The organism is Roseimaritima multifibrata, assembly GCF_007741495.1.
Taxonomy (GTDB): domain Bacteria; phylum Planctomycetota; class Planctomycetia; order Pirellulales; family Pirellulaceae; genus Roseimaritima; species Roseimaritima multifibrata.
Window position 1 is genome coordinate 3,345,247 of sequence record NZ_CP036262.1, and the last position, 16,096, is coordinate 3,361,342.

At 54.1% G+C, this 16,096-nt stretch carries 10 protein-coding genes and 1 tRNA gene; 4 read left to right on the top strand and 7 right to left on the bottom strand.

Translation table 11 applies throughout. The features are described 5' to 3' along the window. Positions 1-32: 32 nt before the first annotated feature. The 4 genes from FF011L_RS12130 to FF011L_RS12145 all read right to left on the bottom strand — a co-directional run bounded on the left by FF011L_RS12130 (position 33) and on the right by FF011L_RS12145 (position 7,045). Positions 33-2,603, bottom strand: a complete 2,571-nt coding sequence (locus tag FF011L_RS12130; protein WP_218933163.1) for a DUF1592 domain-containing protein — start codon at positions 2,601-2,603, stop codon at positions 33-35. A 106-nt stretch (positions 2,604-2,709) separates the two neighbouring features. Next, on the bottom strand, positions 2,710-4,983 hold the full coding sequence (locus FF011L_RS12135; protein WP_246109885.1) for a right-handed parallel beta-helix repeat-containing protein: 2,274 nt from the start codon (positions 4,981-4,983) through the stop codon (positions 2,710-2,712). Positions 4,984-5,746: 763 nt separating this feature from the next. After that, a complete protein-coding gene (locus tag FF011L_RS12140; protein WP_145351921.1) occupies positions 5,747-6,337 on the bottom strand; it encodes a hypothetical protein in 591 nt (196 codons plus the stop codon). Between the two features lie 623 nt (positions 6,338-6,960). Next, a tRNA-Leu gene (locus FF011L_RS12145) sits at positions 6,961-7,045 on the bottom strand. Positions 7,046-7,411: 366 nt separating this feature from the next. Here FF011L_RS12145 and FF011L_RS12150 point away from each other — a divergent pair. Further along, entirely contained in the window at positions 7,412-7,957 is a 546-nt protein-coding gene (locus FF011L_RS12150; RefSeq protein WP_145351922.1) for a hypothetical protein, read from the top strand. A gap of 1 nt (position 7,958) precedes the next feature. On the opposite strand, the gene FF011L_RS12155 is transcribed toward FF011L_RS12150, so the two are convergent. Genes FF011L_RS12155 through FF011L_RS12165 form a run of 3 tightly spaced genes read right to left on the bottom strand, consistent with a single transcriptional unit; the run spans position 7,959 to position 12,690 of the window. Continuing rightward, positions 7,959-11,033, bottom strand: coding sequence for a hypothetical protein (locus FF011L_RS12155; RefSeq protein ID WP_145351923.1), 3,075 nt, complete (start codon positions 11,031-11,033; stop codon positions 7,959-7,961). A gap of 38 nt (positions 11,034-11,071) precedes the next feature. Further along, positions 11,072-11,611, bottom strand: coding sequence for a KdsC family phosphatase (locus FF011L_RS12160; protein ID WP_145351924.1), 540 nt, complete (start codon positions 11,609-11,611; stop codon positions 11,072-11,074). Then, positions 11,608-12,690, bottom strand: coding sequence for a KpsF/GutQ family sugar-phosphate isomerase (locus FF011L_RS12165; RefSeq protein WP_145351925.1), 1,083 nt, complete (start codon positions 12,688-12,690; stop codon positions 11,608-11,610). Before FF011L_RS12165 ends, FF011L_RS12160 begins: the two co-directional genes overlap by 4 nt. 2 nt (positions 12,691-12,692) lie before the next feature. Between FF011L_RS12165 and FF011L_RS12170 the strand changes: the two genes are divergently transcribed. The 3 genes from FF011L_RS12170 to FF011L_RS12180 all read left to right on the top strand — a co-directional run bounded on the left by FF011L_RS12170 (position 12,693) and on the right by FF011L_RS12180 (position 16,085). Continuing rightward, the gene (locus FF011L_RS12170; RefSeq protein WP_145351926.1) at positions 12,693-12,962 is read left to right on the top strand and encodes a hypothetical protein; all 270 of its coding nucleotides are present in this window, start codon (positions 12,693-12,695) and stop codon (positions 12,960-12,962) included. Positions 12,963-13,475: 513 nt separating this feature from the next. Further along, positions 13,476-15,023 (top strand): arylsulfatase, encoded by a 1,548-nt coding sequence (locus FF011L_RS12175; protein WP_145351927.1) that lies wholly within the window; start codon positions 13,476-13,478, stop codon positions 15,021-15,023. Between the two features lie 102 nt (positions 15,024-15,125). Beyond that, positions 15,126-16,085 carry an AAA family ATPase gene (locus tag FF011L_RS12180; RefSeq protein WP_145351928.1) on the top strand — a complete coding sequence of 320 codons (960 nt, stop codon included), beginning with the start codon at positions 15,126-15,128 and terminating at the stop codon, positions 16,083-16,085. The last annotated feature ends 11 nt before the right edge of the window (positions 16,086-16,096 follow it).

Consider the following 16,096-nt stretch of genomic DNA (forward strand, 5'->3'; position numbering starts at 1 on the left):
CACCTCCGTTGCATGAATAATTGCGGTGCATTCTATTTAGCCTGAAAAAGCTCACTCGTAACGATCAGTGAGACCAGAGTCGAAAGACCATCGCCCTTCTGACGGAGCTGGGCAGTGATTTGATCGATACTCGATCGGTCAGCAAAACCGAGCGGACGCCCGAGGCCAAAGGTGGTCAATTTGTGCACCATCGCTCGGCAGAATTGGTCTTGGCGGTTCGCCAGTAAGTACCGCTTTAAACCGTCCACCCCGTCAAGTTTCTGTTGGTTGAACAACCGACTAGACGCATCAACCGGTTTGTCTTTTATCTGGTCACGCCAAAGTCCAACCGCGTCGAAGTTTTCAAAAGCAATTCCCCAGGGATCAATTTTTGCATGACAGGAAATGCAGGCAGGATCATTCCGGTGATTTTCGATTCGCTCTTTGACCGTCATTTTGGCGATTTCTGGATCGGCTATATCAATTTCAGGGACCGCCGCCGGGGGAGGAGGCGGAGGGTCGTTTAGCAATCGCTCCAGCAGCCAGATGCCTCGCTTGAGCGGGTGGGAATCCTTGCCGTCAGAATTCATCGCCAAGAGACCGGCTTGTGTCATCAAACCGCCTCGACGATCGTTCGAGGCAAGCGACACCTTGCGAAATGATTTGCCATGCACATCTTGCAGTCCGTAGTGCATTGCCAACCGCTCGTTAACCATCGCGTAGTCCGCATGCACGAAGTCCAGAACACTTCGGTTTTCCGCCAGCATCTGCTGAAAGAAGGCGATGGGTTCCTGTTGCATCGCGGTTTTCAGTTCGTCATCAAAGTCCGGGTAGCTCGCCTTTTCGACGTCCAGATAGTCAAGCAGTTGCATGCCCAACCATTGCCGCACGAATTGCTGAACGAACCGTTCGCTGCGCGGGTCGGCCAGCATCCGGTTCGTCTGTTTAAGAAGTGTTTGGTGGTCATTCAGCTCTCCGCGTTCCGCCAGATCGAGCAGTTCAGCATCGGGCGTGCTGCACCAGAGAAACATAGACAGCCGGGTGGCGAGTTCGAAATCGGTGAGGGCTTCGGATTTTGTCGCCTGAGGACTCTCTGCAATGAGGTATAGAAATTTCGGCGAGGCCAGCGCAGTTGCCAGTACTTCGATCATCGCTTCTTGGAAATCTTGGCACTCGGGACGGACGCTTGTGAACAACGCGAGTTGTCTATCGATTTCAGCATCGGTTACTGGGCGTCTCCATGCACGGGGCAAAAATGCGGATAAAATCTCCCGCGCGTAGGCAGGTTCGTCTTCCTTATTGTCACTGTCGATAAAAATACGAGCATGCGATTCCGGAGGCCACTGCTCGTAAACAGGAGTCGCGATCTGGAGCGAAAGGATCTCGATTTCCGATTCCTGACGGTTTTTGCGTCCTGAGTAACTGTTCTGAAGAATCAGGTATTCCGTAGGATTGGGCAGGTCGCCCAGTTCGGTGACTCCCCGGTAGTTGTTCCGTGGAATTTCTGAAAGAGGTACATCCCACCGGTAGTACGCTGGCTGATCGGGGGAGGCCAGGATCGGAACATCCCGGTCGTCGACCCGTTCGCTGGTTCGGGAGTCATTCGATGGCTGGTAACCAAAACGAAGTCGCAGAGTCGGGGGACTTGGGCTCTCCATCGACACACGCGATGCCAGCACACGAATGCGTAGGGTGCCTCTGTCGGGCAACTGATCACTTAGGTCGATGCGATGTTCGTTCCCCGGGGGCAGCAGCAGAACTTTGGAAGATTCGACGGGGGGATCGGTCAGCTGTTTGCTGGGGAGGTGAGCCATCCGTCCGCCGTTGTACTGATAGGCCGCCCGATAGGTCTCGCCGGTTGCCAAGTCGCGGTATCGGGGCCCGCGTTTCAGATCCTGCGGTTTCTTATCATTACGCTCTTTTACCAAAGCGGCATCCATCGGAATGGAATAGTACAAGTTGTCGGGGCGTGGGCCGCGAACGACTGCCTTCTGTAAAGCCTGTCGTCCAATGGCACGGTAATTGACAAATTGTTTTACCGACATTTGCAGCATCTCCGAACTGTTCTCAAACCCATCTTCAGAAATGGTTTCCGGCGAAAGATCGTTGGCAAACTCGTATGGCAATCCAAGCAGATCCTGCAAAGCGTAGTTGTACTCGTACCGAGTCATACGCCGGAAGGAAGTGTGGTTGCGATCGTTTCGATGAACCTGAGACGCCGTCTGGAGTTCGATCGAAAGCCAGTCAATGATCTGGCCGCGGGCATCACCGGCAAGCTGAAATTCATTTCCTTCGGGAGGCATTTCACCATTGCTTAAAACATTGATGACTTCGATCCACCAATCGGCGTCGCCACCGCGAATCATATCGGGCGCTAAAGTATCGACTCGAAATCCGCCCTCTTCTTTTTCTGGGCCATGGCAGGGTACGCAGGATGCCTGCAGCAGCGGTTCGATCGTCGCGTGGAATTCGGCAGTGTTCGCTTTGGGGACCTGGTTTGTTGGTTCCTGTACCGATGCCGTTTTGCGATAGCCTGATTGAAGACGCCCGCGAATCTTAACTTCCTCGAGGGTCGGCAGACCGTCTTCACCCGATGCCGAAGAAATCGATAGGCAAAATCCCATAAGAGAGATCAGAAGCAACTTGCAGAAGTCTCTTGCGGTTCTATTCATTCAATTGAATCGGCGGGGATTTGATGCGATTGGCGGGAGGCACTACTGCGGGGGGGCATCACTGCGGGGGGCTGCAACGATTATTTGTGCCTAAATCCCGTATAGGGCCAGTGCTAATGATCGTGTTGTCCTCTGACAGTGTACCTAAAACGACGGGATTATGGGTGCTGTTTCGCAGTGTGATTCCCGATGCCCTGTACGATTTAGGAGCAAATCGCGAGAAATGAGACTCGTAGCCCGCGGGAACCCGCGGATAATCAACGCAAAGAAAATCGAATCGAAGGGGATAGCCGACGACGATTGGACGAGGCGTGTCGGCAATGGCGTCGTCAGGACTGGCCAAATTAATGGTGTGGTTGCGCCCCCGGATGGCAGCCAAGACGTGGTCGCCCAGTCCGTGCGGAGCGGGCTGAACCGTCAGTTCGATCTGCTGGGACGTATGCGAATCGGAATGGATGTATAGCAGCGGGCCATAGGCGGCATTGCCGCGAGAATTCTCAACGACACCGCGACTGGGCAACGAGTAGCCCTGGACAATACAGTCCTGCACTTCGCAATTCTTAACCGTAGCGCTTTTCGCCATGTACAATTTGATTCCACCGCGACTCTTTCGCACCTGGCAGTTCTCGACGGTAACGTGGCCGGATCCCGAATACGCCCGAATCCCATCTTCGGTTAGATTTAGCATGTGCGCTTTGGGGATCGGAAGTCCTTTCACTTCTTTCGGCCACTGCAGTTCATAGTTGAATTTTTTAGCAAGGTCACCTTCCTCGGTTTCCAGATACAGATCGTCACTGCGGCGAACTTTTCCTTCCACTTGAGTGTTTCGCACCATCAGATCATCGCCACCTTGGACGAAGATTGCGTGACCGAACGACTCCATCTGAATTTTGCATCGATCGATAAGGGCTCGGTCACCGCTGATTTGAATCCCGCTGTGCTTTTTCAACCGTACGGCACTCCCGGCTCCGATCCCGTACATGTTTCCATAGCCGTAGGGGAAGGAACCTCGAATGGTGAAACGGCAGTCAAGGATCTTGGCGTCGTCACCGCTGATACTCACTTCGGTCATGCTGCCAGAGGGGTGGTAGCGTGAAGTCTGGTTGTAACTTCCGAAATCGGTAACCTCGGTCATCCCGTCTGGGTATTGATTCTCGAAGGTGCCCCCTTTCAAGGTGATATGATCGCCGGTGATCTTGTAAGCGGCCCTTCCGTGGGGGCCGGAAGAAGTCATTTTCCTAAGCGTGCTTAACGGCATTAGGAGTGTGACGCCCGATAGATCAAAATGATTGTTGGATCCGGATAAATAGAAGGCGGTTTTACGGTCTGCCAAATCGGAGACGACGTAACTGCCCGGCTTCATGACAACCCGTTGATTACTTTTCGCCATCGCTTCTCGCAATGCTTCTATCGAGGCGACCTGAACCGTCGAAGCCAGCGCAGTGTCGTTACTCGCCTTTGACGCTTGCTCGTTCGCCGGCTCCAAAGCATGGACTCGAAAATTTGTATAAATGTGGTGGGTTCCGACCATGCGGAAACCGAAGAATCCTTGTTCGTACGCAGGAAAACGGTCAAGGTCGTAAACCGCTTTTGGGTTCGTAGGTTTCCCTTCAGGATCGCGGCCTTCCAGCTGAATCGAGTCGCCACGGGCAATTTCGTAGACAAGTTTTTCGTCGACGATGTACTGGACGACGTCGTCGTAGGCGACCAGTTGCACGGACATCACTTTGTCCGGAGTGATGAGATAGCCGGGCTGCTCGTCTTTGCTGGTGAGCGCTAGATGGTCGATCGGTTTGTCGTCAACGCTACGCGGATAACGGCGCATTCGCGTGGTGCGATTGGCGACCGCTCCGCCGCCACCGGTGCTGGCGTAGTATCCATGGATTTTGTCGTAGGAACTAAATTTGCCGCTGTATCGATCCGCATCAAATAACCCCGCCCTAGGGTCGGCCGGATCTGTCGCCATCCAGAAGTTGTTGATGTCTCGAGGTTGAACGCCCTTGATGGCTGGATGCGGCGTCGGGCAAATAACATCGTAGGAGATAGTAATACGCGTCGGTAAGTTTCGTTTGAACCAGACCGTGCAGCCGCGCCCCGGCAACAGGCAGTCAAGCGAATTATCGCGAGCAACAACCTGTGCGGGCGGAAAACCATCTCGCTGCTGGATTTGGACCTCCCAGTCATCCAGGGTCGCAAAATCATCTTCAGCGATAAGTGATCCGATTTCAAAGAGGTCAACTCCGCGGCCAACCACAATCGGTTCGCCCGCAGCACACCATTTGCCACTTAAAGGGAGGGCAAGACCAACCAGTAGCAACCATTTCCAGTTCATATCGCAAGGCTCATCTAAAGTCGTGTCGGACCCGCACCAGCAGTATACCCCGAATGGGATAGGCATTTGGAAATGACGCGGTTCAGCCCGTTCGGTCTTCTAGATAGAAATGCCGTTCCGGCGAACACAACGAACAACAAGTAGGCCGGACCAAAGAGCAATAGCGATGCCGTTCCGGCGAACGCAGCCGATTCTTCGTTTGCCGTTTTTTCGTCGCCGACTCGCTCTGCGAGTCGGCATATACGCCTCGAAGGTCCGCCTCGAAGCAAGTAGGCCGGACCAAAGAGCAATAGCGATGCCGTTCCGGCGAACGCAACGAACAGCAAGTAGGCCGGACCAAAGAGCAATAGCGATGCCGTTCCGGCGAACGCAGCGAACAGCAAATAGGCCGGACCAAAGAGCAATAGCGATGCCGTTCCGGCGAACACAACGAACAGCAAGTAGGCCGGACCAAAGAGCAATAGCGATGCCGTTCCGGCGAACACAACGAACAACAAGTAGGCCGGACCAAAGAGCAATAGCGATGCCGTTCCGGCGAACGCAGCCGATTCTTCGTTTGCCGTTTTTTCGTCGCCGACTCGCTCTGCGAGTCGGCATATACGCCTCGAAGGTCCGCCTCGAAGTTCCCTGCGATTTATAACGGACCGATTTGTAGGCCTCTAAGCGGAATTGGCCCCATGCCAGCTTGTCCGGCATGAAGCAAAGATTTGAAGTTAGATCAGATGTGTTGAACAACTCCCGCGTCTGGTTCAGCTTGCCGCTTTCAGCGGCAAGCTGAACCAGACGCAATACGAGATGAGTGATCGCTTCTAATTTCAAATCTTTCGTTCCTGTCGGATAAACCGACAAGGGGACGCAGTGCCAGGGCTTTTAGCGAGTCAATATTTGTTGGACGAGCCCGGCGGAAAAAAACAGCAAATAGGCCGGACCAAAGAGCAATAGCGATGCCGTTCCGGCGAACGCAGCGAACAGCAAGTAGGCCGGACCAAAGAGCAATAGCGATGCCGTTCCGGCGAACGCAACGAACAGCAAGTAGGCCGGACCAAAGAGCAATAGCGATGCCGTTCCGGCGAACGCAGCCGATTCTTCGTTTGCCGTTTTTTCGTCGCCGACTCGCTCTGCGAGTCGGCATATACGTCTCGAAGGTCCGCCTCGAAGTTCCCTGCGATTTATAACGGACCGATTTGTAGGCCTCTAAGCGGAATTGGCCCCATGCCAGCTTGTCCGGCATGAAGCAAAGATTTGAAGTTAGATCAGATGTGTTGAACAACTCCCGCGTCTGGTTCGGCTTGCCGCTTTCAGCGGCAAGCCGAACCAGACGCAATACGAGATGAGTGATCGCTTCTAATTTCAAATCTTTCGTTCCTGTCGGATAAACCGACAAGGGGACGCAGTGCCAGGGCTTTTAGCGAGTCAATATTCGTTGGAGCGAGCCCGGTGGAAAAAAACAGCAAGTAGGCCGGACCAAAGAGCAATAGCGATGCCGTTCCGGCGAACACAGCCGATTCTTCGTTTGCCGTTTTTTTGGCCGCCGACTCGCTCTGCGAGTCGGCATATACGCCTCGAAGGTCCGCCTCGAAGTTCCCTGCGATTTATAACGGACCGATTTGTAGGCCTCTAAGCGGAATTGGCCCCATGCCAGCTTGTCTGGCAAGAAGCAAAGATTTGAAGTTAGATCAGATGTGTTGAACAACTCCCGCGTCTGGTTCGGCTTGCCGCTTTCAGCGGCAAGCCGAACCAGACGCAATACGAGATGAGTGATCGCTTCTAATTTCAAATCTTTCGTTCCTGTCGGATAAACCGACAAGGGGACGCAGTGCCAGGGCTTTTAGCGAGTCAATATTTGTTGGACGAGCCCGGCGGAAACAAACAGGGGCCCACAGCCCGCCGAAATCACTAACACGGCGTATCACTTGCCAGAGGGGCAAAAAGAAACGGGGCCTTCGCCGAATTGGCAAAAACCCCGTAAATAATCAATGCGGCCGAGAGGACTCGAACCTCCACGGGATTAACTCCCACTAGGCCCTCAACCTAGCGCGTCTGCCAGTTCCGCCACGGCCGCGTTGCTTATGGAGAAGAATCCTGCATTCGGCTCGAATCGTCAACGCCCCTTAGGGGCTCTGATTCGTAATTCGGCGATTTTTTTTTGTCCGCTTACGCTTTGCCTGTTGGTTGCCCGTGAAATACCGCTAATCGCTTTCATTCGCATCGGCGGTCGGCCGCTTTTCTCTCTCGCGGCGATTCTCAGCCGATGCAAATTGCCAACCAGCGCCGTTAGGGTAAACTAGGGCAATCCTTCATTGACTTGTCGGTTTGGTTTGGCTTTCGTTGCTCTCCATTCCATGCGGTCTTCATTTGCTTGTGTTTTCCATCCTCTAGGTGTGCTCTGACTATGCCCATTGCTGTTGCTTGTCCTTGCGGTAAAAAAATGCAAGTGAAGTCAGAATTGGCCGGCAAACGGGTCCGCTGCCCTGCCTGTAAAGAACCGATCCGTATTCCGGATGCGGCTCCAGCAGTGGCACCGCCGGCTGCGGCAATGGGGAACGACCTGTCGGACCTCTTTGAAGAAGAAGGAATGGCCCAACGCCAAGGTGCCACCTGCCCGAATTGCACGAAAGATATGAAACCGGGGGCAATTCTGTGCCTCAATTGTGGCTTCAACACCCAGACCGGAGAAAGCGTAAAGGGTTACCAGACCGAGGCCGAACGGACTTTGCTGGGCCATACGCTGCTCGATAAGGCTCACTCCGATATGGAGAATGAGGTGGTGATGCAGAAGAAGCTGCAGGGTGTGGGGATGCCGTGGTGGATGCTGTTAATCATCCTGATGATTGTTACCGGCGTGGCGATCTCTCTGGTCATCGGCGTCAGTGCGCTGACTTCGGAAGATAAAGAATCGTCTCTGTATCGGCCTTCTGGTTTCACGACGCTCGCAACGACGGTTCAGCCGGAACCGTTCGATCCCGCGGCGTAAACTATCGGCCGGGGGCTTGCATGTGCGCCGGTAATGTTCCTGGCGAAGCATGCTGCAGTTCGGCATCGATTTCCATCGTTTTGGGCCATACTTTGATATAGGGTAGCGACACGTTCATACCGGGTTGCCCGTTCGGTTGTGTCTGTTTGAACGTTGCCGCCTTCCGTCCGTCACCCTCGATCATGAAAAGGTCTTTGGCGGCTGCATACGAAGCGCGTTCGCCTGAGCAATCGAATAATCCTCGTTCGTTGCGGGCTCGAAAGATAACGCCTCCGAGGGCTTCGATTTCCAAGGCACCCAACTTATTGGTTTTCGTAGGATCGCTGCTGATCATGCCAGCCGTTCGCGGATCGACTTGATTTCCGGCCACATCGGAGGGCAGCCGAGATTGGGCGATCCGTAAGATTTGGCAGTCGATCGTCGCTTGCCCGGCTTCCAACGAGGTCATTTCGGTGGCTTCGAACGTCGATTCCCAGGAGACCACCGGGCTGATGCCGATACGAACCCCGTTGTGGAAGCGGAGTTCTTGTTGGTTCAAATCACCTTCCATCTTTTCAGCGAATACCAAGTGAGTTCCCATCAGGCCGCCCTGTGGAACAAACTTTGCCAACGGACCGTCTGGGGCGGGGACCGACCAGTTTCGATACCAACCAGGACCGGGAGCCTCAAGTAGACCCGTATTCGGTTTTAGCGTTAATCGAGGCATATGGAGAACATGCCGCGCGACCAACTGATTCTTGTCGTTGGATTGGTCTGCCGTTAGGTAGACCGGTTTGCCTTCGCTGCCGATTAGGGAAACATCGTTTAGCTTTGCTTGGCGACCGGTTTCGGGACTGGCGATTTGGACGGCCTGGTCAAGCGTAATGGTCATCCGGTCGCCGGTCGCGATCATGTTCCAAGGAGTCACGCTGTTCTTTGCGGGTGCCTGTGCACGATCGGATTTTGCCGGAATCGTTTCCACTTTGGCGGTCAATTGCACTCCGCCGGACAGTTCAATCTGTTGTCCGTCAAAGTACATCTCGCCGGCCCAGCTACACCTTGGTGGAGCCGTCCACTTCATCGTCGCGTCGGGACCCACCGGTAGTAGGCCGGAAGGCATCTGGCACTCTCCCGCTTGATTGATCCAGACGTAGTTGTCGCTTGTGCTGACGCGAATCAAAGGGCCGATGAAGTAACCGTCCCCTAAATCAAACCGAGCGGGGTGCGTTACGTCCCCATTGATCTGCATCATGTCGTGCCCCCCTTTGCTGACAATGCGAAGCTTATCGCCAGCGACCTTTAGGGGCAGGACCGATTGCGGCGTCGCGAGTTGATGGTCCAAGCGGACGTTGCCCATCACGCTTAGATCGCTGCTGGTGACTTCGTTGTTCACCAACGTGATGCTAGCGTGCATCGAATCGGCGGTAAGTGTCGGTCTTGGCCGGGCGACAGGAGAGACCGAATCTTCGGAGTCGTCTGGCTGACGAACCCAAAGTCGCTTCTTTTTTCCGGACGCTGGATTCAATTTAAGTCCCGGCGGAACGGTTTGATCCGTTTCGGATTCCGGCAGGATCGTAAAAAACAACTGAAGCAATTTTGTTTCGGCATACATCAGGGTTGTGTTAAAGACGACGTTGCCCGTGGCGGAGGCTTGCTCCGGTTCAAACGTCGGCATCCCGCTGGCTTTATCGATACCGTTGGTCGCTGGAGCACCGGGGGGGCTCGCGGGTTCCGGTTTTTGCCGGAAAGTAAAACGCAGGATGTCGGCAAGGATTTCGCCGCCATCGGCAAGCGTGGTGGTCACTTTCCCATCGACCAACAGTTCGTGTTTGCCGGGCTCTGGCAGTGGACGTAACTGCACGCCTTTGTTCCAGCGAACGGTTTTTACAGCCATCGCGTCGTTGGTTTTAAAGTCAAGCAGACCACTCCCTTTGCAGTCCAGCGTCCCGATCTGAGTCGGGTCCGAGGCTGAAAAGTGGTAGGCAAAATCAGTGACCTGGAAATTGATGTCCTGGTATTGGATTCGAACTCCGGCACTTCCTTGGACTCGAACCGTTCCTTCATCGGTATCGTAGACGACGCTCTCCGCGACCATTTCGGCTTCGGCCGTTGGAAGTTTTGCGATCACTGGCTGTCCGATCGCTTCGATTCGTTTAAGCCAATCGGCGGTCGACGTGCGGTCGATGTCGCCGGCAAGCGGATTATTGAATTCGATCGTAACCGCATCGCATTCGATTAGGTCTTCGGGCCCTACATGCGGTTGGTGCCGGATTTGAACGGCGTCGCGCAGCCTAAGAAGATCCGTTGCAAAGTCAAAGGTAACGCGTCCGGCGCACTTGATCGATGCGACTCCATTAGGAACCACCGTGTTGGGATCGTCGGTTTTTTTTCGTTTGCCGGGAACAGGCATTTGCAAACGGTCCAAGTAGACCAGTTCCATGCTGTCTAGGATCGCAAGTGGCGATTGGCCACCGGACGTTGGGATCGATCCGCCACCCGCCAGACGGATTTCAAGATTGCGGCCAATCAGGACGCTTTCGCCCCATCGCAATTTCAATTCTTCGTTCGTCCAGATCCGTTGGTTATCAATCCCCACATCTTTGGTCTCGATTTCCAGCTGATCGCGGAGCGGGATCGATTGGCCATGGATCGCGGGGGCGGAACGAATGGTGACTTTGCCAACCAGCTGCCCGCTTTTGATTGGAGGGGCTTTGCTGCCCATCACTTCTAGAGGTTCTGAAAACGTAACGTCTGCACCTTCGGCCGCTTCCATGATGATCGGAGGGGCGCCGCTACGTCGCATCACCACCGCGACCGGCCAGACTCGCCACTGGGTGGGGGAAACCTGTTTCCGTTCGCCGAACAGAATGACCCCTTGGTCTTTTAACGAAAGGCGTTTGCGTGCGTCATGTTGCCAGGTCCCTTCAGCAAACATCAGTTCAACCACGGACGGTTCGGCGCTGTGGTTGATATTGCTGATCGGTGCAAAGGTGACCTCTTCCTGCTTGATCCAACTGACAAACGTCAGTTGATAGACAACCGTTAGCAGGGACAATAAACCCAGGGCAAGCGAATAGTTCAGTAGCTTGGAAGGCATCTTGGGTTTAGTGCAGTGTCGAAGAGGGGGCGGACAAGTTATTTGGCTTGGATTTCAGCGATTTCATCCCAGCGGTCCAACGCTCGAAGCAGTCGCTCGATGACTTCACGAACCGCGCCATGGCCGCCACTCGCTCGCGTCGTCCAGGTGGCGACGCCGCGGACGTCTTGGCAGGCATCTGCGACAGCGACCGGCAGTCCAATACGCTGCAGAACAGGTAAGTCAGGCAGGTCGTCGCCGATATAGCAGGTTTGCTCGGGGGTGAGCCCAAAACTTTCGATCACTTCGGCCGCGGCGGGCCACTTATGTTCGAAGCCCTGCCGGACCGTTTCGATGCCAAGTTCGGCAGCACGAATTCGGACAATTTGACTGTTCCGAGCCGTCAGAATGCCAAACTTGAAACCGGCTCGTTGCCAAAGTTTAATCCCCATGCCGTCGCGCACGTGAAAGGCTTTGCTTTCGATCCCGGAGTTGTCAAAGACGATTTGACCGTTGGTCAAAACACCATCGACGTCCGACAAAATCAGTTGAATATTCGATGCGATCTCGCAATCGCTGACAAGGACGCGGCGGCTCATTGGGGCCTCGATGGGTACATTGCGACGACGTTGTGTTGAGGTTCCGATAGCGATACCACATCCGTAATGTCTAGCAACCCCACTGGACGCCCCGAGGGATCCAAAACCGGCAACTCGCTGATCTTACGTCCCGCTAAAAGGGAGATTGCTTCCCCCAGTAGAGTGCCGCTCTGCACGGTTTGAACCTGTTTGGTCATTACCTCTTCAATCGGCCCATCCAAAAGATTGTCATGTCGCCTTTGCAGCATACGTGCGAGATCGCTATCGGTGAATAAGCCGGCCAGACGGCCATCGGCATCGACCAACATGACCGCTCCGGTTCGCCTAGCGGTTTGATTCGGGTGCGGCACCGACGGCGCGATCGTTTCTCGGACCGTGGATGTTGCCGTGGCGATTCGGCATTCGGACAGCGGCCGCATCAATTGTTCGACTTTGGTTAGTTTTTTGCCCAGGCTTCCGCCCGGGTGGTAGCGAGCAAAATCGTGGCGAGAGAATCCTCTCAGTTGGCTAGCGAGAAGGGCAATCGCATCGCCGACCGCCAACATCGCCGTTGTGCTACAGCTGGGGGCCAACCCCAGTGAGCAGGCTTCGTCGTGTTTCCCAAGGCAGACCACGCAATCGGACGCCGCCGCCAGCGGGTTGTCGTCGGCGGAGGTAAGGGCAATCAGGTAGCTGGCTTGTTGGCGAAGGGCAGGGAGGATCTGAAGGATTTCGTCACTCCTTCCACTATTGGAAAGTGCCCAGACGACATCGTCTTGGCGGACCATTCCAAGATCCCCGTGGATCGCTTCGGATGGGTGCAGGAATTGCGCCGGAGTTCCGGTGCTGGCAAGCGTGGCAACCAATTTTCGTCCGATCAGTCCCGCTTTACCGATTCCGGTGACAACGACCAAACCCTTGGCTTCGGCGGAGATTTCGGCCGCGCGAACAGCATCCATCGACAATGTCTTGCTGATGGTTTGAAGGACATCCGCCTCGCTACGAACGATTTCGCGTGCGTAGCGAAGACGTTCTAACGCGGTTTCGAGGGGGCGTGGCGTAGCCGCCGATGGCGAGTGGACTGGTTGTGGCTCGGTCATCCTTGACAAATGCCATTGAAATAGAGGCTTCGGCTGTTGAATTCGGGGACGGTGACAGGAGTGTACAGCCGATCGAATGGCAAGAACAACAGGAGTTTCTCGGTAAAGAATCGATCAGGTTCCGAAACTTTGCAGGCTGTAACCACACGGCAGGTAACGACTTAGCGAACGCTGGTTCAGCGGACATCGAATCGAGCGGGAAAGAAGGCCAGGGCGGTCGTTCATTGCTTGAACCGGGGGACCTGCTAGGTGCAGCAACGGAAATGCCTTAAATCCGCAGTCGCGGTGCATTCGTTGTCAAAGTTGCGTTTCGATTTACGGGGAATTGATCCATTCTTAACCTTCGCACCGGATCGCCTTTGGGTCGAATGTTTTCAGGTGCCTTTGTTCTAATTCGGAGCTTTTTGCGGGCAGATATTTTGGTGAAAATAGGGAGTGAGGCCGTTTGGGGGGCCACCACAGTTGTCAAGCGGTAATAATAACCAGTGTCGTGTTGGCTATCGCGGTTGGTTTGGGTGTGCGTTTCGGGGATGAGTGGGCAGCAAGCTTTTGCGCCGCATCTTGTCTTTGGCGGGGACCAAAACTCTTGCCGCGTGGCAGATGCGATCTTGTCGAAACGATTAGGACAATAGGGAACGTTTTGTCGCTAGGCCCTGAGGGCTCGAAGTCCTGTTTAGAGAACGGGGCGAGAGTCATTGCTGTTTGTTGTCCGGACGATTGATATCAGGATGAGATTCGATCAAAAATCTTGCTTATCTGTTTACCCAAACGAGAAACGACATCCAATGAATTTGAAATCACTCGTCTACTCATTGATCGCGGGAGCCCTCTTTTCTGTAGGGGCTTCGGCAGCGGACAAACCGAACATTCTTGTGCTCTGGGGCGATGACATTGGTCAATCCAACGTCTCTGCGTACACGCGAGGGCTGGTTGGCTATCGCACACCCAATATCGATCGCTTAGCGAACGAAGGAATTTTGTTCACGGACTACTATGCAGAACAATCGTGTACTGCCGGACGGTCTTCCTTCATCATGGGGCAAAGCGTTTTCCGCACCGGCCTTTCAAAGGTAGGGATGCCAGGTGCAAAAGAAGGGATGAACATTCTTGATCCGACCATCGCTGGGATGTTGAAGGATCAAGGCTACGCGACCGGTCAATTTGGCAAGAACCATCTTGGTGACCGTGATGAGCATTTGCCGACCAACCACGGCTTCGATGAATTTTATGGCAACCTCTATCACTTGAACGCTGAAGAAGAGCCCGAACTTCGTGACTACCCCAAGGATCCAGAATTTCGCAAGCGATATGGACCGCGTGGAGTCATCGATTCCAAAGCGGACGGCGAAATCAAAGACACCGGCCCATTGACCAAGAAGCGAATGGAAACGGTCGATGACGATACCTCTGACCGAGCGATCGATTTCATCCAACGTCAGGTCAAAGCGGGCAAACCGTTTTTCTGCTGGTGGAATGGAACACGGATGCACTTCCGGACCCACGTCAAAGAAGAGCTTCGCGGAATTTCTGGACAAAATGAATATGGTGATGGCATGGTTGAACATGACATGCACATTGGCAAATTCCTAAAGGTCCTTGACGACCTGGGAATCGCAGACAACACGATCGTTCATTACGCAACGGACAATGGCCCTCATAAAAACACTTGGCCTGATGCCGGAGTCAATCCGTTCCGCGGCGAAAAAAATTCTAACTGGGAAGGCGGATGGCGAGTCCCATGTGCCATGCGTTGGCCTGGTGTTATCAAACCAGGGTCCGTTTCCAATGGCATCGTTCACAATATGGACATGTTCCCAACCTTCTTGGCGGCTGCCGGAAAGACAGATATCAAAGAAGACCTGAAAGATGGATATTCATCGAAAGCCATGGGGCGTGACTACAAAGTCCACCTTGATGGTTACGACATGACCGAGCATCTAAAGGATCCGGACAATGTCGAATCTCCACGAAAAGAGATCTTTTACTTTTCCGACGATGGAGACCTGACCGCGTTGCGATACAACGACTGGAAAATGATTTTCATGGTCCAGAAGTCTCCTGGAACGCTGAATGTTTGGCAGGAACCGTTTGTTCCGATGCGTACTCCGTATCTGTACAATCTTCGTCGTGATCCGTACGAATTCGCGACCGTCACCTCCAATACTTACTATGACTGGTTGCTTGACCATGTTTTCTTGATGGTGCCGGCTCAGGACTTTGTCGCGGACTTCTTGGAAACATTCGACGATTTCCCGCCACGTGCAAAGGCGGCCAGTTTCTCGCTTGATAAAGTGATGGAAGCGATGTCCACCGGCGCTGCTGGCGCCAGGTAACATTGGACGTTCCACACGCGGCTACATTGTCCCCGGGGGGATCTTCCTCCGGGGACATATTTATAGATAGGCATTTATTACACAAACGGATGTGCTGGATACATGACACCGCGTGATCATTTTTTGAATATCAGTGAACATCTCAATCAGGCGATCATCGGTCAGCAGGAGGTTGTCGAACGTCTTTTGATCGCGATTCTTGCCGACGGTCATGTTCTGATGGAAGGACTGCCCGGCGTCGCGAAAACGCGGTCGATCAAAACTTTGGGAAAGTTGATTGAAAGCCAATTCAGTCGCGTTCAATTCACGCCCGATCTGCTTCCTTCCGATGTGACGGGATCCGAAATCTATCGTGAGCAAGATGGGAGTTTCGATTTTCAGCCAGGCCCTATCTTTGGGAACCTTGTACTGGCGGACGAAATCAATCGAGCTCCTGCGAAAGTTCAGGCGTCGCTGTTAGAAGCGATGGAAGAACGGCAAGTCACCGTGGCAGGCAAAACGCACAAGTTGCCCGACTTGTTTCTCGTTTTAGCGACCCAGAACCCAATCGAGCAGGAGGGGACGTATCCGTTGCCGGAAGCGCAGATGGACAGGTTTCTGTTGTACGTGAATGTGCCCTATCCGCCGGCTGAAAATGAAGCGGCGATTTTGCGGCTTGTCCGAGGCGAGAAAACCGGCACGGCAGCGGAATCGCCTGAGCTGACCCCACAGGATGTTATCTTTGCGGCAAGAAAAGAAGTTGCCGCAATCCACGTTGCTGAGTCGGCTGAGAAATATATGGTCGATCTGGTGATTGCGACGCGTCAGCCGGACCGATTGGAAGGAGATTTGGCGAATTGGATTCGACTGGGCGCCAGCCCTCGGGGAACCATTGCATTGGACGCCGCGTCGCGGGCACACGCTTGGCTAAACGGTCAAGACTTCGTTTCGCCTGAAAATATTCGGGCCGTCGCCAGTGCTTGCCTGGCCCATCGCATTCACCTCTCCTACGAAGCCGAAGCAGCGGGCCTGACTCGAACCGATGTTATGGAATCGCTTTTGAAAGCGGTTGTGCCACTCTAGAATTGTTTGCT

Excerpts from the sequence above, each read along its gene's own strand:
- FF011L_RS12135 (WP_246109885.1), bottom strand. The coding sequence starts at position 4,983 with ATGAACTGGAAATGGTTGCTACTGGTTGGTCTTGCCCTCCCTTTAAGT.
- FF011L_RS12165 (WP_145351925.1), bottom strand. The coding sequence starts at position 12,690 with ATGACCGAGCCACAACCAGTCCACTCGCCATCGGCGGCTACGCCACGC.
- FF011L_RS12180 (WP_145351928.1), top strand. The coding sequence starts at position 15,126 with ATGACACCGCGTGATCATTTTTTGAATATCAGTGAACATCTCAATCAG.
- FF011L_RS12150 (WP_145351922.1), top strand. The coding sequence starts at position 7,412 with ATGCAAGTGAAGTCAGAATTGGCCGGCAAACGGGTCCGCTGCCCTGCC.
- FF011L_RS12160 (WP_145351924.1), bottom strand. The coding sequence starts at position 11,611 with ATGAGCCGCCGCGTCCTTGTCAGCGATTGCGAGATCGCATCGAATATT.
- FF011L_RS12130 (WP_218933163.1), bottom strand. The coding sequence starts at position 2,603 with ATGGGATTTTGCCTATCGATTTCTTCGGCATCGGGTGAAGACGGTCTG.
- FF011L_RS12155 (WP_145351923.1), bottom strand. The coding sequence starts at position 11,033 with ATGCCTTCCAAGCTACTGAACTATTCGCTTGCCCTGGGTTTATTGTCC.
- FF011L_RS12175 (WP_145351927.1), top strand. The coding sequence starts at position 13,476 with ATGAATTTGAAATCACTCGTCTACTCATTGATCGCGGGAGCCCTCTTT.